Source organism: Jejuia sp. G7-7, assembly GCF_055808955.1.
The window spans coordinates 597,023-618,215 of sequence record NZ_JBVVSZ010000001.1 but is presented as its reverse complement, the minus strand read 5'-3'; the positions used below and the strand labels follow the sequence as shown (position 1 = coordinate 618,215).

Below are 21,193 nucleotides of genomic sequence, written 5' to 3'. Positions count from 1 at the left end.
AAAACTCCTTTAATTTTTGTAAAGGAGTTTTTTTATGGAAATGTTTAAAATCTTATTTTGAATCCAAAACTTTAGTGCTAAAATATCCAATTGATCTAGCTATTTTACCATCATCATTAAAGTCATGTGTATACATTGCAGGCATAGTTAATTTCTTCTTGTCAGATTTTCTAACAAGGTGAAAGTTCCACCATGACTGTACTGTTAAACCGCCACCACCAATTTCATATTCTAAAGCATCAGGATAACCAACAACATCAATACTAGTAATTTCAAAATTTTCAAAAAACCCCTTATGCGACTTTTTAAGTTCATCTAGATTCATACTTTCATCTATTCCCATTTCTAAACTACTAAATTGTGCTTTTTCATCAAAATAGCTATACGCCTTTTCTAAATCCATATTTTCAAAAGCAGCCATCATTCTCCTTACTTTATTTATAGTTTCATGTTCATTATAAATCGTACCGTTTGTTCTAGTAGAAAAAGCTTTTCTAATATCTTGACCAATAGGGTGATTATAATTAATGGCTAATTCAATTTTATTATCATCATTTAATCGATACAAACTATGAACAGGCATTTCTATTTTCACACCAGTTTTATCATGCACTCCTTTCCATATAATTCCAAGTTTGCACCCAAATTTTACCATCTTTATATTCGATAGCATCTGGATATGCTTCACCATGAGGTGCTATAGAAAGGTATGAAACCCATTTTGTTCTGTTTTCTGACCATTTTATGAAGTCTTCTTTATTAGTACCCTTAGCGTTTTTATTGGTGGAAGTTCCACTATAAGACTTAAAATCATCGGCTAATAGGGGTCCTAATTTTTCAATATCTCCAGCCACATCTGCTTGTTCCATGGCTTCTACAATATTTATTGCAGGATGTTCCTTGTAAACAGTTCCGTTTTTTTCTTTTGAGAATAGATAATACCAGATAACAGTATCATTGAAATGATAGTTAGTTTTTTCATTTTAATTAAATTTTGGATTAGTTAATATCCTACAATTTAACTAAAAAACTGTCAGTAAATCTTATACTATGTTAAGATGATAAAATAAAGATGACTATCTATTCTTAAACGGTCTAATGATTAATCGTGCCTCTCTATCAAATCTCACATAATTGTAAACCCAGTTTACGAAAACTACCATACGATTTCTAAAACCTATTAAGAAAAATAAATGTACAAACATCCAGACAAACCAAGCAAAAACACCTTGAAATTTAAAATTCTTTAAATCTACAACGGCTTTATTTCTGCCAATAGTTGCCACAGTACCTTTGTCTTTATATTCAAAAGGTTGAAGTGGTTTTTCTTCAATTATTCGTAGTAGATTATCACCCAATTGATCGCCTTGTTGAATGGCAGGTTGTGCCATCATTGGAAAACCATGTGGGTGTTCTTCAGAAGTCATACTCGCTATATCTCCAATGGCGAAGTATGTTCTGAAAACCTTTTATTTGATTGAATTTATTGACTATTATTCGGTTACCATGAGTTACAAACTCTTCAGAATTTAGTCCTTTTATAGTAGCACCTTTTACACCTGCTGCCCAAACTACTGTTGCAGTTTCAAAAGTTAAATCGGTATTTGTGGTAACCTTTTTCCCGTCATAACTGGTTACTCGAACATTTTTCCAAATGTTAACGCCTAATTTTTCTAGAAAATCTTCGGCTTTTTGAGATGCCTTTGCACTCATACCTTTCAAAATACAATCGCCTGATTGCACAATATGTATTTGTGCCAAACGGGTGTCTAAATCTGGATAATCTTTCGGTAGTATGCCTTTTTTAATTTCAGCCAAAGCACCAGCTAACTCTACTCCTGTTGGCCCTCCTCCTACTATCACAAAATTCATTAGCGCATTTCGTTCGTTTAAATCAGAAGTCAATAATGCATCTTCAAAATTTTCTAAAATTAAACTTCTGAGGTTTAAAGATTGTGGTATGGTTTTCATGGCCATACTGTATTTTTCAATTTCCGAATTACCAAAATAATTGGTTTTAGATCCTGAAGCAACCACTAAATAATCGAATTTTAAATTTCCTATATTAGTTTTAATCTTGTTGTTATTAGTATCAATTTCTTCAACTGAGGCTAATCTAAAATAAAAATTAGGAAAATCTTTTAATATTTTTCGAATAGGATATGCAATAGAATCGGGCTCTAAACCTCCTGTAGAAACTTGGTATAATAGTGGCTGAAACGTGTGGTAATTATTCTTATCTAATAAAACAACTTGAACCTCTTGTTTTGATAATTTTTTTGCCAAGGCTACTCCAGCAAAACCACCACCTATTATTACAACTCTCGGAAAACTAGTCCTTGGTATATTCATATCATCAAAATTGCAGCGCAAAGGTAGCAATACCAAATAAAAGATATAAATTTATAAGGTGGTATTATTCTTTTTTCAAATACGATTTCGTAAATTCGTACCCTAAAATTTTTCAGATGAATAAATACGATATTATAGTTCTTGGAAGTGGTCCTGGTGGATATGTTACAGCAATTAGAGCATCTCAATTAGGTTTTAAAACTGCTGTTATTGAAAAGGAAAACCTAGGCGGAGTATGTTTAAATTGGGGATGTATTCCAACAAAAGCCCTTTTAAAATCTGCCCAAGTGTTTGAATATCTTAAACATGCACTGAGGATTACGGACTAAAAGTTAAAGATGCTGACCATGATTTTGATGCAGTTGTAAAACGTGGCCGAGGTGTTGCTGATGGTATGAGCAAAGGTGTTCAGTTTTTAATGAAAAAAAATAAAATTGACGTTATAGAAGGATACGGTACATTAAAACCAGGAAAAAAGGTTGATGTTGACGGTACTGAATATAGCGCTGATAATATAATTATTGCTACTGGAGCACGTTCTCGTGAATTACCTAGTTTACCGCAAGATGGTAAAAAAGTTATAGGCTACAGGGAAGCGATGACTTTAAAAAAGCAACCTAAAAAAATGATAGTTGTAGGTTCTGGTGCTATTGGTGTTGAATTTGCATATTTCTACAATTCTATTGGAACTGAGGTTACAATTGTTGAATATTTACCTGGAATTGTTCCTGTTGAAGATGAAGATGTTTCTAAACAATTAGAGCGTTCTTTCAAAAAGAGCGGTATCAATATTATGACTTCTGCTGAAGTGACTTCTGTTGACACATCTGGAAAAGGCGTGAAAGCTACTGTTAAAACTAAAAAAGGAGAAGAAGTACTTGAAGCTGATATTATTTTATCTGCTGTTGGCATTAAAACGAATATAGAAAATATTGGTTTAGAAGATGTTAGTATTGTTGTAGACCGAGATAAAATTTTAGTTAATGATTTTTATCAAACAAATATCCCTGGGTATTATGCAATTGGTGATGTTACTCCCGGTCAAGCTTTAGCCCACGTTGCTTCTGCTGAAGGTATTTTGTGTGTAGAAAAATTAGCTGGACAACATGTAGAGCCAATTGATTATGGAAATATCCCTGGATGTACATATTGTTCTCCTGAAATTGCTTCTGTTGGTTTAACTGAAAAGCAAGCAAAAGAAAAAGGTATTGATATAAAGGTTGGAAAATTCCCTTTCTCTGCTTCTGGTAAAGCTAGCGCTGGCGGAAATAAAGAAGGTTTTGTAAAAGTAATTTTTGATGCTAAATACGGTGAATGGTTAGGCTGCCATATGATTGGCGCGGGAGTAACCGATATGATTGCTGAAGCTGTTTTAGGCAGAAAGCTAGAAACTACAGGTCATGAAGTATTAAAAGCTATACACCCACACCCAACTATGAGTGAAGCGGTAATGGAAGCTGTTGCTGCTGCATATGACGAGGTTATTCATATATAATAAAGCTAATTATAAGTTTCATACTTTTAAGGTAATCTTATATAAAAGTTCCAGAAAATTCTGGAACTTTTTTTGTCTAAAACCTAAATCTTGTTCCTAGTTTATAATAGTAGTATTCATTTCAAACAGATCTACTGTAGTAGCCGATGGTTTTGTTAACATGAAATTTACACGCCCTTCAATAGAAAATTGCTTATTTACATCATACTGAAAAACCTAAAGTTGAAAATAATACTGTCCCTTGAATATTTCCATTAGATTTAACTATATCTAGTTTAGGTCCTGCAATAAAACTAAACTTTTCTGTAATAAAATATTTAACAAGTACTGGTACTTCCAAAAAACTATCACTATATATATTTGTTTCTCTTAAACCTGTTCTTAAAAGGAAACATTATTTAATCGGTATTCAGAAAAATAATTGTAAAAAGAATGTGGTGTATTTAAAATTTTAACATTATCATTAATTACAAAAATATAGCTATGGCTAAATTATTGCCATAAAAATATCACAAAGAAATTTCATGAAGATGTTAAAAACTGGTATTAAAATAGAATTAAAACTTATATCCTAAACCAACAAACAAACCATTAGGCGTGATTTCTTGAAATCCAATAGTGTATTTTATATGTGCATTCAAATTAGAAGTAATATTAAATAACGTTGAAATATCAGCCCTAATTTTTAATTTATTTGAAAAAAAATCAAAAAAGTAGTTTATACTAGGGCCAACCAGAATATATAAATTCTGTGTTGCTTCATATTTTAAATATATTGGAGCATTGATAAATTTAAAATCATTTAAAACAATGTAAAGTAATTCGGGTTAGAATAGAAAAATTATCTTCTGCTTTAAAATCTACAAAAACACCACCATAAAACCCTGTAGCTGTTTCAGGACTTGTTCCAAAACTACCTTCAACAACTTTAAAAAACGTTAAGTTTAATCCTCCTTTTATTCCAAATTCCAAATCAGACTGGGCTTGTGAAGAAAATACTATTGAAAAATATAGAACAACAAAAAGGGTAAATATATTTTTCATTTTAATCTTTCAATCTAGAAAACTTTGAATAGCTAACTCATAACTCTGTAATCCAAAACCTAAAATTACGCCTTTTGCATTGGGAGATATATAAGATTGGTGCCTAAACTCTTCTCTGCCAAAAGTATTTGAAATATGAACTTCAATAACTGGTGTTTCAATAGCTTTTATAGCGTCTCCAATACCAACTGAAGTATGGTATATGCGGCCGCATTTAGTACAATTCCATCATAATTAAACCCTACTTCCTGCAATTTATCTATGAGTTCTCCTTCAATATTAGATTGGAAATAGTCCAAATCTACATCTGGATATTTACTTTTCACTTCGTCTAAAAACTCAGTAAAGGTTAAACTCCCATAAATATTTGGTTCACGCTTACCTAATAAATTTAGGTTTGGACCGTTGATGATGATTAGTTTTTTCATAATGTAAAAATACGTAAAAGTTATGACACAAAAAAACCGAAGCTTAAAAGCTTCGGTTAAATATATTTATAAGGTATTTTAAATTACCAAGCGTATCCTATAGAAACACCTAAGTTAACCGCTGTAGAACTTACCGATACAGCAAGGTCATCCGAGCTTCCAGAAACAAAACCTAAACCCGCAAAAACATCAAGCGCAAAATGCTCTCCAAAAAGAAATCCATTGATGCCCAGCTTCTCCTCCAACCGAAGAAAAAACTTGCAGAATTATTAAAATCGTCTTCTAGACCAAAATAACCTACAGAAGGTCCTGCATGCCAGCCTCTCAAAGCCTCATCTGCAAAATAAAAGCGGTACTCTGCACCAGCTCCAAAACCAGAAGTATCTGAAATGTTCACATACAATCCAGCAATCGTAAGCGTCTGTGTGTCATTAACAGAAAATTCGTAACCAGCATTAGCTATGCCAAATGCTAAACCAATTGGGTTAACCGCAATGGCTTGCTCTTGAGCATTCATAGTTGTTAACCTAAAAGAAAAACAAAAGACAATAAAAATAATTTTTTTCATAATGTTATAAGATTTATAGTTTGATTACTACAAATAAATACAATTTTTCTGTAATAATTAACATTTTAAATCGACTTATTAACATTTTTATTAACACATAATTTTAATTAACTGATGAAGAGATATTTAACAATTAACTTATAAACAATTTTAAAAATATATTAAGTACAAACTATGTTAGTTTAGATAGATATTTCATTATTTTTGAGTATTATGAAGTGGAAAAACTCACTAAAAGACTATCAATTATATTTAAAAATAGAGCGTGGTTTATCTCAAAACTCCATCGATAACTATGGTCTTGACATTAAAAGGTTAATTTCTTATATCGAAGAAAACGACATAAGCAAATCCCCTATTTCTATTTCATCTGAAATCATTCAGCAATTTATTTATAGTTCAGCTAAAAATTTAAATGCTAGATCTCAATCGAGGTTAATTTCTGGATTAAGAAGTTTTTTTGGATATTTAGTTTTTGAGGATTACAGGGCAGACAATCCTTTGGAATTAATTGAATCTCCAAAAATTGGAAGAAAGCTCCCTGACACTTTATCAGAAGATGAAATAGATAAAATCATTGAGGCTGTTGATTTGAGTAAACCAGAAGGCGAACGCAATAGAGCTATGTTAGAAACTTTATATGGTTGTGGTTTACGCGTTAGTGAATTGACTAACTTAAAATTATCAGATTTATTTTTTGATGAAGGATTTATTAAAGTAACTGGTAAAGGAGATAAACAACGTTTTGTACCTATAGTAGATTCAACTGTTAAGTATATAAATATATACAAAAATCAAGTTAGAAACCATATTAAAATTCAGTCTGGTTTTGAAGACACTTTATTTTTAAATAGACGTGGTAAACAATTAACTCGAGCCATGATTTTTACAATTATAAAAAAATTAGTTGAAAAAATTGGTTTAAAAAAGAATGTATCTCCACACACTTTTAGACATTCGTTCGCCACTCATCTGTTACAAAACGATGCAGATTTACGGGCTATTCAATTAATGTTAGGGCATGAAAGTATTACAACTACTGAAATATATGTCCATGTTGACAAGAGCCATCTAACTGAGGTTGTCGAGAAATATCATCCTAGAAAATAATAATGTTAGTTGTTAGTAAAACTAAAAAAATCCAGCAAAAGCTGAATTTTTTTATTGTGATTTAATTTAATTTCCTGAATTCTCAGAAATTTTATTTCGCAATATTAACTGCTCTAGTTTCTCTAATTACAGTTACTTTTACTTGACCTGGGTATGTCATATCAGTTTGTATTTTTTGAGAGATACTAAATGATAAATCTGCTGCCTTGTCATCAGTTACTTTTTCACTTTCAACAATAACACGTAATTCTCTACCTGCTTGAATTGCATACGCTTTTTTTACACCTGTAAATCCAAAAGCAATATCTTCTAAATCTTTTAAACGTTGAATATAACTATCTAATACTTGACGACGCGCTCCTGGACGTGCTCCAGAAATAGCATCACAAACTTGAATGATAGGCGCTAATAAAGATTTCATTTCTATTTCATCATGATGAGCTCCAATAGCATTACAAACATCATCTTTTTCTCCATATTTCTCAGCCCATTGCATCCCTAAAATAGCGTGTGGTGTTTCCATATCGGCTTCAGCATCTGGTACTTTACCTATATCGTGTAATAATCCAGCTCTTTTAGCAAGCTTAGGATTCAATCCTAATTCCGCAGCCATCACTCCACAAAGTTTAGCAACTTCACGAGAGTGTTGCAATAAGTTTTGTCCGTAAGACGAACGGTATTTCATTCTACCCACAGTTTTAATCAATTCAGGATGCAAATTATGTATCCCTAAATCAATTACAGTACGTTTACCAACTTCTATAATTTCTTGCTCAATTTGTTTTTGAGTTTTCTTTACAATCTCTTCAATTCTTGCAGGATGGATTCTTCCATCAGTCACTAACTTATGGAGAGATAGTCTTGCAATTTCTCTTCGTACAGAATCAAAACAAGAAAGTATAATTGCCTCAGGGGTATCATCAACAATAATCTCAACTCCTGTTGCTGCTTCTATAGCTCTAATATTTCGTCCTTCACGGCCAATAATCCGCCCCTTTACATCATCAGATTCTATGTTGAATACAGATACACAGTTATCAACCGCTTCTTCTGTGCCAATACGCTGTATGGTGTTTATAATTACTTTTTTGGCATCTTGTTCAGCAGTTAACTTTGCTTCTTCTAAAGCACCTTGAATGTATGCCATCGCATCATTTTTAGCTTCTCCTTTTAAAGATTCCACTAACTGTTCTTTTGCCTCTTCTGCAGATAAACTTGAAATAACTTCAAGTTGTTGCACTTGACTTTTGTGTAATCTATCTATTTCAGATTGTTTTTTATCAAGTACATCTAGCCTATGGTTATAGTCCTTAATTTTATTTTCAATCTCAGAATTTAACTTTTTATTTTTTGAAAGTTCGTTAGATATTTGAGACTCTTTATCTCTGGTACGTTTTTCAGCTTCAGCCATTTTTTTATCACGAGAAAATATTACTTTTTCGTGTTCTGCCTTAAGCTCTATAAACTTCTCTTTTGCCTGAAGTATTTTGTCTTTTTTTAAGCCTTCGCCTTCTATTTTTGCTTCTTTCAATATTGAAGCAGCATTCTTTTTAGCACTCTTAATTAGTTTTGAAGCATTGTTTTTCTCCATTGCTTTGGCAATAATAAATCCTATTATAAGCCCTACAATTACGCCTCCTACAATTAATATAATTGGGTTATCCATTTTAATTTAGTTGATTTGTGTATATAAAAAAGCCTACATCAGTATAGTGTTTTGTATAAACTCCTTAAAAACAAGTTTAGGGCTAACAAGCTGATCAAGGGTCTGTTCGAGATACCAAATAAATTTGGCACTAACAGCATGCTTTTACAACTTCAACTCACCCTTTTTAAAGAATTAACGTTGAGTTTATCAAAAAAATAACCGATGTAGGCAGTAACTTTCTACTTATTTTAAAGAACGTTAAGCGTTTAAGTGAGTTTCTAACATTTTGTTAATGGCATCAAGTTTTTCTTCAACCACCTCACTACTTATCGCTTTATCTATTGTTTTTTGTTCCACTTGAGATGCAAACTGTAAAGCACACATGGCTAAAACATCTTGTTTATCTCTAACGGAATAACTCTGCTCAAATTGTTTAATCATAGTATCAATGTTCTTAGCGGCTTTACGCAACCCTTCCTCTTGTTTTGCATCAATAGTTAAGGGGTACACTCTGTTAGCTATAGATAGCTTTATTTTAAGCTTCTCTGACATTGATTTTATGTTACATTAATCCGATAATTGCGCAATACAATGGTCAATATCTCTAATTAATGCGTTTATTTTAAGCTTAGTTTCTCTTTTATTATCGTCACTACCTAGCATTGAGTTTGCCATTTTTAGAGCTTCATATTTTTCTTCCCAATCTAAATTTAACTTTTCTTGGGTTTGAATTTCTAGTCTTGCCGAAGCTAATTCTTCATTTAACTTTGAATTAGTAAGCTTTAAATTGTCTACATTATGTAGCACCTTACTAATTTTATTCTCTAAAGAATCGACAATTCCTTCAATGTTACTCATTTACAAAATTCAATACTTAATACACAAAGTTAACATACCTCACTCTAAATTACAATAGTTTTTCTATATATTTTGAAAATATTTTCACATTTGAAATTCAACTAAATGGCTTGATTTTTGTTTTGTTCTTTGGTAATTACTATCAAATTAATATTTTAGCCTAATACACTATTATGCGATTAATCTTTGCCCTTTTACTACTTTTTTCATTATTTACTAGTGCCCAAACCCAATATCCGCAAGACTATTTTTCTAGTCCGTTAGAAATTCCCTTGGTTTTATCTGGAACATTTGCCGAATTGCGTTCTAACCATTTTCACTCTGGAATGGATATAAAAACACAACAGCGTACAGGTTTAAAAGTGAATGCCGCTGCCAATGGCTATGTAAGCAGAATAAAAATTGCGCATTACGGTTATGGTAAAGCATTATACATTACCCATCCCAATGGCTATACGTCTGTTTATGCACACTTAAAAAAGTTTAGCCCTGAAATTGAAAGCTATATTAAAAAGAAACAGTACGAAAAGGAATCTTATGAAATTGAACTGTTTCCAAAACCAGATGAACTTTCAGTAAAAAAAGGAAACTTGGTAGCATATAGTGGTAATTCGGGAGGTTCTGGCGGTCCACATCTTCATTTTGAAATTCGTGACAATGCGGAACGTCCTATAAACCCAATGCTATTCGGCATTGATATTAAAGACACATCATTACCAACTGTAACTTCAATATACGCTTATCCTATTAATAAAAGTTCGCACATTAATAATTCTAACAAAAAACAAAAACTAAAATTAATTCCTTTAAAAAATGGAGATTATGTTGTCAAAAACATAAATGCTTTCGGGAAAATTGGCTTTGGTATTTCTACTTGGGATAGACAAGATATGGCCACAAATAAAAATGGCGTTTCAAACATTCAAACTTTTGTAAATGGGAGTAAAAATTTTGAATTAGATTTTAGACGATTTTCATTTGATGAAACCAAACACATCAATCAATTAATAGATTATGAACATTATAGAACAAATAGACAAAGGGTGCAAAAACTCTATGTAGACAACAATCCGTTAAGTCTTTATAAAGAAGTTGAAAACGATGGTATGCTGTCGGTTGAAGACAGCACGTATTCGGTATATAAAATAAAAGTTAGTGATTTTAAAAATAATACGTCTTGGATAACGGTTTCTATCAAAGGCTCAATGGGCAAAAAATATAACCCCAAAAAACTTAAAGAAAACCCCTTACTACATCTATGCTGATAAAAGCACAGAATTAAAAGAAAAAGATATTAATGTTACTATTTATCCAGATACATTTTACAACGATTTTTATTTAGATTATAACGTGAATAATGATACCTTAAAGTTGCACAAAGATGTTATTCCACTTAAAAAAGCATTAGTATTTCATACAACATTAGCAAATATGCCAATGCCGAAAAAAGAAAACTTTACATAGCAAAACTCTCTGGATACAAGAAAACACCTTATTATTCGTTTACTAAAAGAAATGGAGATACGTTAACCACCTACACCAAAAATTTAGGAGAGTTTACGCTTGCTTTTGATGACACCAAACCAACCATTAAGCCTGTTAACTTTAAAAACGGACAATGGTTAAGCAAGTTTCGTTTTTTAAAAGTTAAGATTGATGATGATGCATCTGGTATTTCAAATTATAGGGCAACAGTTAATGGGAAATGGATTTTAATGGAGTACGACTATAAAACCAAAACATTAACTCACGATTTTAATGATAGTATAATTACCGAAACAAAAAACAATTTAAAAGTAATTGTTACCGATAATGTTGGAAATAGTTCTACTTTTGAAACACTATTTTACCGAAAATAAATTGTATTGCTCTTGAAAACAACACATCAACTAACCCTACTTATAATATTGCTCTCATTTGCCATTGGTTTTGCACAAGAAGCTACTATTAAAGGTGTTATACTTAACGAAAATAACAAACCCATACCAAAAGTTTCAATTAAAGCAGGAAATTTAGGAACAGAAACTAATGAAAATGGTTTTTACACAATTGAAATTCCTGCAAACCAAGATGTAACCATAGAATTCACACATATTTCATATAAAAAAGTAGTGGTTACTTTTAATTTAAAAAATGGAGTAATTGAAGAATTTAATCCTGTTTTAAATGAATCTAGTGAGCAAATTGCAACTGTAATTGTAAAAGGTTCAAGACGAAAAGATGTTGAAGGCATAGTAACTCTAGAACCAGAAACCATTAGAAAAATTCCAGGAGCAAACCCTGGAGTTGAAAATTTATTATTATCGCTACCTGGTGTTAACAATAATAACGAATTAAGTACGCAGTACTCTGTAAGAGGTGGAAATTACGATGAAAACTTAGTATATATTAATGGTATTGAAGTGTATCGCCCTTTTTTAGTTCGCTCTGGACAACAAGAAGGTTTAAGTTTTGTAAATACCGATTTAGTACAAAATGTAGATTTTTCAGCAGGTGGATTTCAAGCTAAATATGGCGATAAATTATCTTCGGTTTTAGATATTACATACAAAACACCTTATCAATTTGAAGTAAATGCAGATTTAAGTTTATTAGGAGCAGCAGTTTCAGTTGAAAACGTAAGTAAAGATTCTAAGTTTACAAGTATTGTTGGAGCACGTTATAGAAACAACAATTTACTAGTAAACGCTAAAGAAACAGAAACTAACTTTAGACCAATATTTGCAGATATTCAAGGTTTTTTCACTTATAAATTCACTAATAAATTTCATTTAAGTTTCTTAGGAAATGCTTCTTTAAATAAATATGATTACGAACCTTTAACACGACAAACTAATTTTGGAACTCTAGCAGATCCTGTTGCGCTTTTGGTATTTTATCAAGGACAAGAAAAAGATGAGTACAGAACTGCTTTTGGTGCATTTCAAGGTACTTATTTTGCAAATGATGATTTAACTTTAAACTTAACTGCATCAACCTATCATACCACTCGAAGAGGAATATTTTGATATTTTAGCACAGTATAATTTAGGCGAGGTAAATACGAATATTGGAGACGAAGATTTAGGAGAAGTAGAGTTTAGTGAAGGTATTGGGAGTCAATTAAATCATGGTAGAAATGATTTAGATGCTTTGATAACTACTATTCAACAAAAGGGCGATTTAAAAATTGAGGGTAATAGAATTGAATGGTCTGTAAAATATACAAACGAAGATATTCGTGACAGACTTGTAGAATGGGAAGTTATTGATTCTGCAGGATTTTCAATTAGACCTCCAAAAACACTACCCAATAACCAACAACCTTATGAACCCTATGAAGGCCCTCTAACACCATTTACAAATGTTAGAGCTAAAAACAACACACAAATAAATAGGTTACAAGCTTACCTACAATGGAGCAAACGCTCTACATTTGGAGATAGTGATGTTTGGTACAATGCTGGGATGCGTGTACATAATTGGAGTGTAAAAGGAGATGGTATTGCATCATCAAATCAAACTGTTTTTAGTCCGCGTGCACAATTCGCTATAAAACCTAATTGGGAAAAAGATATGCTATTTAGAGCAGCTGCAGGATTGTACTATCAACCGCCTTTTTATCGTGAATTGCGAGATTCTACTGGAACGGTTCAACCTAATGTAAAAGCTCAAAAATCATTTCATTTAGTTTTAGGTAACGATTATAGTTTTAAAATGTGGGACAGACCTTTTAAACTAACTTCAGAAGTGTATTATAAAAATTTAAGTGATGTTAACCCATACACTTTGGAAAATGTACGTATAAGGTACAGAGCAAAAAACAATGCAAAGGCATATGCATATGGTTTAGATATGAGATTGAATGGCGAATTTGTTCCTGGGACTGAATCCTGGTTTAGTTTTGGCTATTTAAAAACTGAAGAAAATATTGAAGGTAGAGGTTATATTTCCAGACCAACAGATCAGCGCTTAAAATTTGCTGCTTTGTTTCAAGATTATGTTCCAAATATCCCGAGTATGAAAATGTATTTAAACTTAGTTTACAATACAGGATTACCAGGGGCTCCCCAAGTTATGCAGACCCTTACCAATATCAAACAAGATTACCAGATTATAAACGTGCTGATGTTGGATTTCAATTTGTTTTAGTAGATGAAAAGAAACAGTTTAAAAGCGGATGGAAAAAACCATTTAAAGAATTGGCTTTTGGGTTTGAAATCTTTAACATTTTTGATGTTCAAAATTCAATTACCAATACTTGGGTAAGAGATGTTTATAGTAAAAGGCAATATGCTATTCCTAATTATTTAACACCTCGCGTATTTAATGTAAGAACTACAATGAAGTTTTAAAATACATGACCAACGCACCCAAAACTATTAGAGAAGCTCAATTCAATCAAAGTATAAAAACTTATATTTTAATTGTTGTTGCGTTCTTTTTATTGATTTCAATCCTAGGAATTCCAATTTTAATCATCTGGCTTTTAGGTTTAGGTCAACACATTGGTAAACGTTATTATAATAGTTTAGAATGTAAATTAACTACCAAACATTTAGAGTTTAAAAAGGGGTGTTTTTAGAGTTGAAAAAACAATTCCACTAGAAAATATTCAAGATTTAACTTTTATTGAAAACCCTCTATTAAAATATTTAGATTTAAGAGTTTTAAAGATTGAAACTGCTGGTAATAGTAATCCAAAAGGTAGTGATATGAAACTTACTGGTATTATTGATGCTTCTGATTTTAAAACTGAAGTATTAGAACAACGAGAAAAGTTGCAATCAAAATCAAATACCAAAACTACTATATCTTCTAATGATGATAAAACAACTAAACTATTAGAAGATATTAAAGAGATTTTGGTAGATATTAGAAAAAATCAAAAATAGCTTTTCTACTTTAACACCACGCTTAATCTAGTAAAATCAGTATCAACATTATCAGCTCTGTTAATTGACACCCATATTTCTATAGCATCGCCTGGCTCAAGATTTATCAAACCTACCATTGAAAAATTACCAACATCATTATTAGAAAAACGTCTTTCAGAAGATATAGCTGGAACAAGGGTGGCAGAACCACCATTAGGTATTTTACTTAAAAAAACTCATATATTCTTCCATTGGGAGTGGCTGTAGTTCCATGATCTAATGCACCAGTACAAATAACTTGAAACTCTCTCGCCTCTCTTCCTTCATAAACCAATCTATTATCTATTGCTGACATTCTGAATAAACCATCAGAAGTTGTTGCACCTCCAACTTTAACAGCAACATTATTAGTCACAAAATTTGTATTTGTGGTATTACCAGTCATATAATAATATCCAGTTGCAGATGCATCAGACTCTACAGGAATACCAGGACAATTCACATCCCAAGAGTTATTAAAATTATAGCCTGTATAAGAACCTGTTGTATAGCGGCTAATATAAGTTCCAGCACCTGAAAAAGTTGTGCTATTAATTACTCCCTTTGCAACCGTAGGATTTGAACTTACATCTATTCCTGTAGCACTAGCTGAAACATTACAAAAACCACTTATCTTTTCAATTAAATCAAAAGTACCAGTATACGTTTCATAAGTACCACTATTTGTTCCAAACCAAGCCACATTACTTAATAACAAACTATTTATATTATTGTAAGTAACTCCAACATCTAGATTACCAATATTGATTATATTCATAAATACAATATCAAAATTTGATATGGTTCCAAATGTATCAGTAGTTGCTCCAAAACCACCAACAATACAGTTTTGAAAAACGAGAGTTTCTGTACCAGTTCCAGTAATATTAAAGATTGAACTCCCTACTCCAACTAAAGTTAAATTCCTGATACTACCTCCTGTAGTACCCGAAAATATAGTACTACCAGCAATAATTAACCTATCTTCATTAGCATCCAAACCAGATATATAAGCTTCATTTAAATCTATCGGAAAAGCTAACGTAATAGCCCCATTTACTTCATAATACGTATTAGATGTTAGTTGATAGTTAGTACCTCCGCCTGCAGTTAATTCATCAGCCAAATCAGCAGCACTTTTTATCAATTTATAATTATCTCTTGTTTCACTCTGTAGTTGATTCCATGTACCATTTCCATAATAATAAAAAGCTTCTTCATCGATATCATAAACCAATAAACCATTTGCAGGTGTTCCTGGTAAACCTATATCATTTCTCTGCGTAGTTGTCATTCTTGGAGCCAACACGCCTTGAGTAGTTGATGTTATGTCCAAAATAGATGTAGGATCTGGATCAGTATTACCAATTCCTATTTGAGAATAAACGCTTTGTAAAAAACAAAACAAAAAGAAAAAACTAATTATTAAAACTCTAAATCTTCTCATCATAATAATGATTTGGGTTATGTTGAGAGACTTTTCTTTAATATAATAGCCTAACGAAATTATTAAAAAAAATCGATAAAAAACAATTTTTAAAGGATTAAATGTTGTATTGTTTTGTGTAAGAAAGAATTTATTTAAAAAAATGCATAGATCATACAGTTATGTAATCTTTTAAACAATTAACTACATAATCAATTTCATCTTTGGAATTATATATACTCAAAGAAAACCTAACAGATGGCTTATCCAGCTCATCTTCGGTTAAAATTTCAGAAAGCACATGAGATTTTTGATTACTACCACTTTGGCATGCACTTCCTTTAGAGCAAGCAATACCTTTTAAATCTAATTGAAATAAAAACATAGCAGATTTACTTGCTTCAATAGGTAAGCGTACATTTAAAAGCGTGTATGTACTTTTTTCTAAATCTCCAGATAAGCCATTAAATACAACATTGGGGATTTCAGCTTTAAGTTTAGAAACAAAATATGTTTTTAGTTCTTTAACGTAATTAGTCTCTTTTTCAATATTAGCATATGTTAGAGAAATAGCCTTTTCCAATCCTACAATATTATGCACACTTTCAGTACCTGCTCTCAATCCACGTTCCTGTTCACCTCCACTAATCATCGGTTTTAAAACTCTATTTTTTCTAATAAAAGTAAACCCGACACCTTTTGGGCCATGAAATTTATGGGCACTTGCAGCCAAAAAATCAATTTGCACATCTTGCAAATCTAAATTGTAATGCCCAATAGATTGTACAGCATCTGAATGAAACAAGGCATTATGTTCTTCACATAAATCTGCAACACGCTTTAAATCCAAAATATTCCCTATTTCATTATTCACATGCATTAAGCTTACCAAAACATTTTGATTGGCCTTCAATAAACTTTCAAGTTCGTTAAAATCTATCGTACCAAACTCATCTAACTTTAAATAACTTACATTGATATTATGTTCTTTTTTTAATTGTTCAACGGTATGTAATACGGCATGATGTTCAATCTTGGTTGTAATAACATGGGTGACACCTAAATCTTTTACTGCGCTTCTTAACACTAAATTATCTGCTTCAGTTCCTCCAGAAGTAAACACAATTTCTCCAGCAGAAACATTTAAAATCTTAGCAATTGTTTTTCTAGATGTTTCAATTAATGTTTTAGATAATCTACCTATACTATATGAAGATGAGGCATTTCCATAGTTATTTCGCATCGTTTCAGTCATTATGGTAATAACTTCGTCACGCATTTTAGTTGTCGCTGCATTATCCAAGTAAACTGATCTCATAAGCATAAATTTTAGTGAAATATTTGACAAACAAATAACTTTTAAAGCTCAAAAATACTTGAAATAAAATTATTATCAATATGTCACGTTATAAATACAATTCTATTATTTTTGTGTAAAATAAAAACCCAATGCGTAATCTATTTTTTCTACTTAGTTTCATAAGTTTTTTGTTCATTTTTTCATGTAATGATGGTGATGTTTTTACCGTTGAATTCGATTTTGAAGATACATTTCAAGCTTGTGAAGAAAGTGATTTACTATTTTACAAGACAAAAGAAGATCCTACTGAAACCCTTTCTGTACTTTTCACATCTTTAACACTTGCAAAGCTTTTTGAAACAGAAGTAGATACGTTAAGGTTTGAAGAAAGCGCGACTTTTTTCTATAGAACCTACAACAGGCCAGATTTACCAAATGATTTGTTTTGCACCATAGTACCACCAGCCAATTTAAATATTGGTATTGATGAAAGTAGTTCTTGTACCGCAAAAATTATCAGAATTCTTATTGAAGATGATAATGATGGTATTCCTAGTGAATTTGAAGGCCCAAACGGTATTGATCCATTAGGAGATGATGATAATGATGGTGTTTATAATTACCTTGATGATAACTCTAATGATAAAAACATCAAGAATGATGATGGTAAAATTGAAGCAGGTTTTGATACCGATGGAGATGGTTTAGCAAATTTTATTGATGCAGATGATGATGGCGACAATGTACTCACAATAAATGAAAACCCTGATATTGATGGTGATGGAAATCCTTCCGATGCGCAAAATACTGATGGTGAGGATATGCCAGATTATTTAGATCCTGATGATGACAATGATGGTACTTTAACAAGAGATGAAGAAAGTAATACTCAAGATCAAAATCCATTAAATGATATTAGAAATCCTGATATAGGTGCAGATTACTTAAATGCTAATGTTGATGATGTATTTCCTGCAACAGCGTACAGAAAACATACTATTAATCAAACCTACACGGTTAATATGACTGTGGAAGACATATCCCTAGATTTTCTTCTACAAGAAGAATTGAGTTTTGGTTTTTTAGAAGGATCAAGTGAATTAACAAACACCAGAGAATTAACCCCTGATTTTAACTAAGATTGGTTTTGATAAAAATAAACCTCCGTAGCACCTAAACCATATTTCTGATAATTGGCATCATAGTATTTTAAATTATCATAGCGTCTAAACAAAGATTCTAACTCTGCTTTTAAAACCCCTTCTCCTACACCGTGGATAAAAACAATACGTTGTATACGTTTTTTGACAGCAAATTCTAATTGACGTTTTGCGGTTTGTAATTGTAAATTTAGCATGTCAAAATTCGTCATTCCTCTTGGAGACCGTACCAGTTGATTAATATGTAAATCTACTTCCATTGCAGGTTGAGAACGTTCCTTTGGCTTTACTCTTTTGCTTATTTTTCGTTTAGAGCCCTCTTTTTCAGAAATTACTTCATTTACATTTGAATTTGAAAATAGTGCATCAGTCAAATCATTATTAACATCTAAAAACACTAACTCATTCGCTTCAAAATCTAACATAAAACCATCTTCAGTTTCTATAGTAACTGTGTTATTATTTATCTGTAGAACTACACCTGTTAATTCTTCGTCTAAAACCGAAACCTTATGTCCTATTTTAAAGTCTATCACTATTGTATATCACTTTCATTCTCATGGTCTTTTCTACTTGGTATTGTTTTCGAGATTCTGTAAATACCTACCATTAATATCACTATACCACTAATTAAAACAAACTGATCTTGGTTTGCTCCTGCTTTGGCATATAACGCTACAATAGCCCCAATTATAACTAAGATGTAATTAAAATATTTCATAAATAAGAGATAGAATTAGGCAAATTTACATGAAATAAACTAACCAAAAGAAATTATCTTTTTTAAATATAAAGCACACTATAATCGATTAAATACACAAAAATACGCTGTAATGATATTTTTACTTATATTTGCTGGTAAAATTGTTGAAAAAATGATTCCCCAAATCTCAAATTTCAAAATTATTAGCATTGATTGTTCTAAAAGCATAAAATACTTTTTAAAAAACATCATTGCATTTGCCGTATTAGCAGCATGTACATTAACATCCTATTCACAAGATTTATATATTGATGATGACACCTATTTATATGCTAAAGATGTAGTACTTTTTGTAAATGATGATATACGATTAGAGACGGCTACCTCTATGCTATATATGAGAGGAGACGCTCAGTTAATTCAAAATACTGATACAACACAAAATTCTGATGAAGGTGAACTTTCAATTTACCAAAATCAAACTACTGGAGTTTATGAATATAATTTTTGGTGTTCTCCTGTTGGCGTAAGTGATACTTCACTAGATGCAAATGTTGATTTTAATGGGAGTAATATTCATGATCCAAATGATGCCTCAGACTTATCTGATGTAACGACAACTCCTTATGGATTTACAACCGCTTATGAAGGCACAGCTACAGAAATTGCAAATTATTGGATATTTACTTTAATTTCTGCTGGCGGCTATAACGGCTGGGTTCAAGAATTGGATACAGGAGATATAGAACCAGGATACGGATTTTCAATGAAAGGCAGTCCAAACACTAATAATGTGCTAGATTTTAGAGGACGACCGAACAATGGTACTATTTCAGTTGATTGTGAATTCACAGGAACAGACCTCGATCCTAATTCTGGGACAGATTATCAAGTAGAAACCCTAACTGGTAATCCTTATCCATCAGCTTTAGATTTAAAAGAATTTGTTAAGGCAAACACAAGTGTTGTTGATGACGGAACTGGCCACCCAACAATATCTTACATCAACGGAGAAATATATTTTTGGGAACAATCATCTGTGGGTTCTCATTTTTTACATGAATATCAAGGAGGTTACGGTACATACACAGCAGGGGATTTAACAGATGATATGGATAATGGTAGTTATGTACCAGCTACATTTTCAACGTATAATAATTACGGAAATAGCAATGGAGACAATGTTGGAACAGGAGCAGATTACAGTACAAATAACAGCAGGCGCTTTGCAGGTGTAGGTCAAGGTTTTATAATTAGTAGTAAATTAAACCCTGGGAATGCAGCCTCACCAGCCGGAAATAAAGCTTTTTTCACAAATGCAATGCGTTTATATTTAGCAGAAGACTCCACTCCTACTGGTTCAGGTTCTATTTTTGCAAAGAATAATAATACTAAAAAAACCGATGATTCTAAAAAAAGGAAGTTTTAGCTATGTCTCATAACGGTATTGACTATAAAAGTATATTAAACAACCCCATTATAATTCCTGAAATAAAGATTCATACACATATAAATAATACATTCTATAAAGAAAATCTTATCGCTTTTCGAGAAGGCACTCCTAACAATAACACTTATAATAGGAATTTTGATGCCCTAAACCCTGCTCAAGGGCTGTCTAACGATGCTTATTTAATTTCTGAAGACAATAATTTGGTTATAAAATCGATTAAGTATGATAGCACTACTCGAATTCCTATTGGATTTAAGGCAAATGAAATTGAAACAGCTTTTAGTGTGAAGGTTTTTAAATTTAATGATATACCAAGCGATGTTAATGTATATCTTTTCGACAAAAACGAGGATAGTTACACAGATATTAAAAATGGAGAATTTCAAATTACCTTACCAAAAGGTACCTACAATGACCGTTTTGAAATTACCTTCAATAACCAGAGTAGTTTAAGTATAGAAACTATATCAACCGAAGATTTTAAAGTATTTGAAAACACAAGGGCTTCACAACTTGAAATTCATAACTCACAATTATTAGACATAGCAGCAATTACTCTGTATGATGTTTCAGGAAAACTAATTACAAAACGAATACAATCTTTAAATAAACGCAAATATGTAATTGATTCAAAAAGACTCAATTCAGGCATGTATATTGTTGAAATTAAATTAAAAAATAGCCAAATACTTAACAAAAAAGTAATTATTTCTGGACATTAAAAAATTGTATTTCTATAATTAGTCTGTAAAG

General features: G+C 31.5%; 19 protein-coding genes, 1 other RNA gene and 5 pseudogenes. 11 read left to right on the top strand and 14 right to left on the bottom strand.

Annotation, left to right across the window (positions count from 1 at the left end; genetic code table 11):
• Positions 1-52 precede the first annotated feature (52 nt).
• The 3 genes and pseudogenes from AC0L5U_RS03095 to AC0L5U_RS03085 form a co-directional block, all read right to left on the bottom strand.
• Entirely contained in the window at positions 53-613 is a 561-nt protein-coding gene (locus AC0L5U_RS03095) for a nuclear transport factor 2 family protein (protein ID WP_473414609.1), read from the bottom strand.
• Positions 606-869 (bottom strand): hypothetical protein, encoded by a 264-nt coding sequence (locus AC0L5U_RS03090; RefSeq protein WP_473414608.1) that lies wholly within the window; start codon positions 867-869, stop codon positions 606-608. Before AC0L5U_RS03090 ends, AC0L5U_RS03095 begins: the two co-directional genes overlap by 8 nt.
• A 207-nt stretch (positions 870-1,076) precedes the next feature.
• Positions 1,077-2,352, bottom strand: a pseudogene (locus AC0L5U_RS03085) (NAD(P)/FAD-dependent oxidoreductase).
• A gap of 116 nt (positions 2,353-2,468) precedes the next feature.
• On the opposite strand from AC0L5U_RS03085, the pseudogene lpdA reads away from it, so the two are divergent.
• Positions 2,469-3,847: pseudogene (lpdA, locus tag AC0L5U_RS03080) on the top strand (dihydrolipoyl dehydrogenase).
• A 798-nt stretch (positions 3,848-4,645) separates the two neighbouring features.
• Here lpdA and AC0L5U_RS03075 read toward each other — a convergent pair.
• The 3 genes and pseudogenes from AC0L5U_RS03075 to AC0L5U_RS03065 all read right to left on the bottom strand — a co-directional run bounded on the left by AC0L5U_RS03075 (position 4,646) and on the right by AC0L5U_RS03065 (position 5,887).
• Positions 4,646-4,891 carry a hypothetical protein gene (locus AC0L5U_RS03075; protein WP_473414607.1) on the bottom strand — a complete coding sequence of 82 codons (246 nt, stop codon included), beginning with the start codon at positions 4,889-4,891 and terminating at the stop codon, positions 4,646-4,648.
• 9 nt (positions 4,892-4,900) lie between these two features.
• Positions 4,901-5,319 (bottom strand): annotated as a pseudogene (aroQ, locus tag AC0L5U_RS03070) (type II 3-dehydroquinate dehydratase).
• A 172-nt stretch (positions 5,320-5,491) separates the two neighbouring features.
• Entirely contained in the window at positions 5,492-5,887 is a 396-nt protein-coding gene (locus tag AC0L5U_RS03065) for a DUF3575 domain-containing protein (RefSeq protein WP_473414606.1), read from the bottom strand.
• 213 nt (positions 5,888-6,100) lie between these two features.
• Here AC0L5U_RS03065 and xerD point away from each other — a divergent pair, with 213 nt between their 5' ends.
• On the top strand, positions 6,101-6,997 hold the full coding sequence (gene xerD, locus AC0L5U_RS03060) for a site-specific tyrosine recombinase XerD (protein ID WP_473414605.1): 897 nt from the start codon (positions 6,101-6,103) through the stop codon (positions 6,995-6,997).
• Between the two features lie 91 nt (positions 6,998-7,088).
• Here the strand turns inward: xerD and rny are convergent, their stop codons facing one another.
• The 4 genes from rny to AC0L5U_RS03040 form a co-directional block, all read right to left on the bottom strand.
• A complete protein-coding gene (gene rny / locus AC0L5U_RS03055; RefSeq protein WP_473414604.1) occupies positions 7,089-8,663 on the bottom strand; it encodes a ribonuclease Y in 1,575 nt (524 codons plus the stop codon).
• Between the two features lie 57 nt (positions 8,664-8,720).
• Positions 8,721-8,849, bottom strand: a non-coding RNA gene (gene ssrS, locus AC0L5U_RS03050) — 6S RNA.
• A 54-nt stretch (positions 8,850-8,903) separates the two neighbouring features.
• A complete protein-coding gene (locus tag AC0L5U_RS03045) occupies positions 8,904-9,197 on the bottom strand; it encodes a cell division protein ZapA (RefSeq protein ID WP_473414603.1) in 294 nt (97 codons plus the stop codon).
• A gap of 15 nt (positions 9,198-9,212) precedes the next feature.
• Entirely contained in the window at positions 9,213-9,503 is a 291-nt protein-coding gene (locus AC0L5U_RS03040; protein WP_473414602.1) for a hypothetical protein, read from the bottom strand.
• A 173-nt stretch (positions 9,504-9,676) separates the two neighbouring features.
• Here AC0L5U_RS03040 and AC0L5U_RS03035 point away from each other — a divergent pair, with 173 nt between their 5' ends.
• From AC0L5U_RS03035 to AC0L5U_RS03010, 6 genes and pseudogenes are all read left to right on the top strand, one after another.
• A complete protein-coding gene (locus tag AC0L5U_RS03035) occupies positions 9,677-10,768 on the top strand; it encodes a M23 family metallopeptidase (protein ID WP_473414601.1) in 1,092 nt (363 codons plus the stop codon).
• Between the two features lie 450 nt (positions 10,769-11,218).
• The gene (locus tag AC0L5U_RS03030) at positions 11,219-11,362 is read left to right on the top strand and encodes a hypothetical protein (protein ID WP_473414600.1); all 144 of its coding nucleotides are present in this window, start codon (positions 11,219-11,221) and stop codon (positions 11,360-11,362) included.
• A gap of 12 nt (positions 11,363-11,374) precedes the next feature.
• Positions 11,375-13,837: pseudogene (locus AC0L5U_RS03025) on the top strand (TonB-dependent receptor).
• A 5-nt stretch (positions 13,838-13,842) separates the two neighbouring features.
• Positions 13,843-14,067, top strand: coding sequence for a hypothetical protein (locus AC0L5U_RS03020; RefSeq protein WP_473414599.1), 225 nt, complete (start codon positions 13,843-13,845; stop codon positions 14,065-14,067).
• A gap of 13 nt (positions 14,068-14,080) precedes the next feature.
• Positions 14,081-14,164 (top strand): annotated as a pseudogene (locus AC0L5U_RS03015) (hypothetical protein); the annotation flags it as partial.
• A 33-nt stretch (positions 14,165-14,197) separates the two neighbouring features.
• A complete protein-coding gene (locus AC0L5U_RS03010) occupies positions 14,198-14,377 on the top strand; it encodes a hypothetical protein (protein WP_473414598.1) in 180 nt (59 codons plus the stop codon).
• Positions 14,378-14,585: 208 nt separating this feature from the next.
• On the opposite strand, the gene AC0L5U_RS03005 is transcribed toward AC0L5U_RS03010, so the two are convergent.
• Positions 14,586-15,848, bottom strand: coding sequence for a hypothetical protein (locus AC0L5U_RS03005; RefSeq protein WP_473414597.1), 1,263 nt, complete (start codon positions 15,846-15,848; stop codon positions 14,586-14,588).
• A 148-nt stretch (positions 15,849-15,996) separates the two neighbouring features.
• Positions 15,997-17,142 carry a cysteine desulfurase family protein gene (locus AC0L5U_RS03000; protein ID WP_473414596.1) on the bottom strand — a complete coding sequence of 382 codons (1,146 nt, stop codon included), beginning with the start codon at positions 17,140-17,142 and terminating at the stop codon, positions 15,997-15,999.
• 170 nt (positions 17,143-17,312) lie between these two features.
• On the opposite strand from AC0L5U_RS03000, the gene AC0L5U_RS02995 reads away from it, so the two are divergent.
• Complete coding sequence (locus AC0L5U_RS02995; protein WP_473414595.1) at positions 17,313-18,263, top strand: hypothetical protein; 951 nt, start codon at positions 17,313-17,315, stop codon at positions 18,261-18,263.
• On the opposite strand, the gene AC0L5U_RS02990 is transcribed toward AC0L5U_RS02995, so the two are convergent.
• Positions 18,260-18,820, bottom strand: a complete 561-nt coding sequence (locus tag AC0L5U_RS02990) for a Smr/MutS family protein (protein WP_473414594.1) — start codon at positions 18,818-18,820, stop codon at positions 18,260-18,262. The two genes, AC0L5U_RS02995 and AC0L5U_RS02990, sit on opposite strands and share 4 nt — an antisense overlap.
• Positions 18,820-19,005, bottom strand: coding sequence for a hypothetical protein (locus tag AC0L5U_RS02985; RefSeq protein ID WP_473414593.1), 186 nt, complete (start codon positions 19,003-19,005; stop codon positions 18,820-18,822). Before AC0L5U_RS02985 ends, AC0L5U_RS02990 begins: the two co-directional genes overlap by 1 nt.
• Positions 19,006-19,117: 112 nt before the next feature.
• On the opposite strand from AC0L5U_RS02985, the gene AC0L5U_RS02980 reads away from it, so the two are divergent.
• Both AC0L5U_RS02980 and AC0L5U_RS02975 read left to right on the top strand, forming a co-directional pair.
• Positions 19,118-20,416 (top strand): hypothetical protein, encoded by a 1,299-nt coding sequence (locus AC0L5U_RS02980; RefSeq protein ID WP_473414592.1) that lies wholly within the window; start codon positions 19,118-19,120, stop codon positions 20,414-20,416.
• Between the two features lie 2 nt (positions 20,417-20,418).
• Entirely contained in the window at positions 20,419-21,162 is a 744-nt protein-coding gene (locus AC0L5U_RS02975) for a T9SS type A sorting domain-containing protein (protein WP_473414591.1), read from the top strand.
• Positions 21,163-21,193: the final 31 nt, after the last annotated feature.

Coding starts and splice junctions, on each gene's coding strand:
- AC0L5U_RS02975 (WP_473414591.1), top strand. CDS start 20,419: ATGTCTCATAACGGTATTGACTATAAAAGTATATTAAACAACCCCATT.
- AC0L5U_RS03035 (WP_473414601.1), top strand. CDS start 9,677: ATGCGATTAATCTTTGCCCTTTTACTACTTTTTTCATTATTTACTAGT.
- AC0L5U_RS02985 (WP_473414593.1), bottom strand. CDS start 19,005: ATGAAATATTTTAATTACATCTTAGTTATAATTGGGGCTATTGTAGCG.
- AC0L5U_RS03040 (WP_473414602.1), bottom strand. CDS start 9,503: ATGAGTAACATTGAAGGAATTGTCGATTCTTTAGAGAATAAAATTAGT.
- AC0L5U_RS03075 (WP_473414607.1), bottom strand. CDS start 4,891: ATGAAAAATATATTTACCCTTTTTGTTGTTCTATATTTTTCAATAGTA.
- AC0L5U_RS03030 (WP_473414600.1), top strand. CDS start 11,219: ATGGAGTACGACTATAAAACCAAAACATTAACTCACGATTTTAATGAT.
- AC0L5U_RS03065 (WP_473414606.1), bottom strand. CDS start 5,887: ATGAAAAAAATTATTTTTATTGTCTTTTGTTTTTCTTTTAGGTTAACA.
- AC0L5U_RS03020 (WP_473414599.1), top strand. CDS start 13,843: ATGACCAACGCACCCAAAACTATTAGAGAAGCTCAATTCAATCAAAGT.
- AC0L5U_RS03000 (WP_473414596.1), bottom strand. CDS start 17,142: ATGAGATCAGTTTACTTGGATAATGCAGCGACAACTAAAATGCGTGAC.
- AC0L5U_RS03010 (WP_473414598.1), top strand. CDS start 14,198: ATGAAACTTACTGGTATTATTGATGCTTCTGATTTTAAAACTGAAGTA.
- xerD (WP_473414605.1), top strand. CDS start 6,101: ATGAAGTGGAAAAACTCACTAAAAGACTATCAATTATATTTAAAAATA.
- rny (WP_473414604.1), bottom strand. CDS start 8,663: ATGGATAACCCAATTATATTAATTGTAGGAGGCGTAATTGTAGGGCTT.
- AC0L5U_RS03045 (WP_473414603.1), bottom strand. CDS start 9,197: ATGTCAGAGAAGCTTAAAATAAAGCTATCTATAGCTAACAGAGTGTAC.
- AC0L5U_RS03090 (WP_473414608.1), bottom strand. CDS start 869: ATGGAACAAGCAGATGTGGCTGGAGATATTGAAAAATTAGGACCCCTA.
- AC0L5U_RS02980 (WP_473414592.1), top strand. CDS start 19,118: ATGATATTTTTACTTATATTTGCTGGTAAAATTGTTGAAAAAATGATT.
- AC0L5U_RS03005 (WP_473414597.1), bottom strand. CDS start 15,848: ATGATGAGAAGATTTAGAGTTTTAATAATTAGTTTTTTCTTTTTGTTT.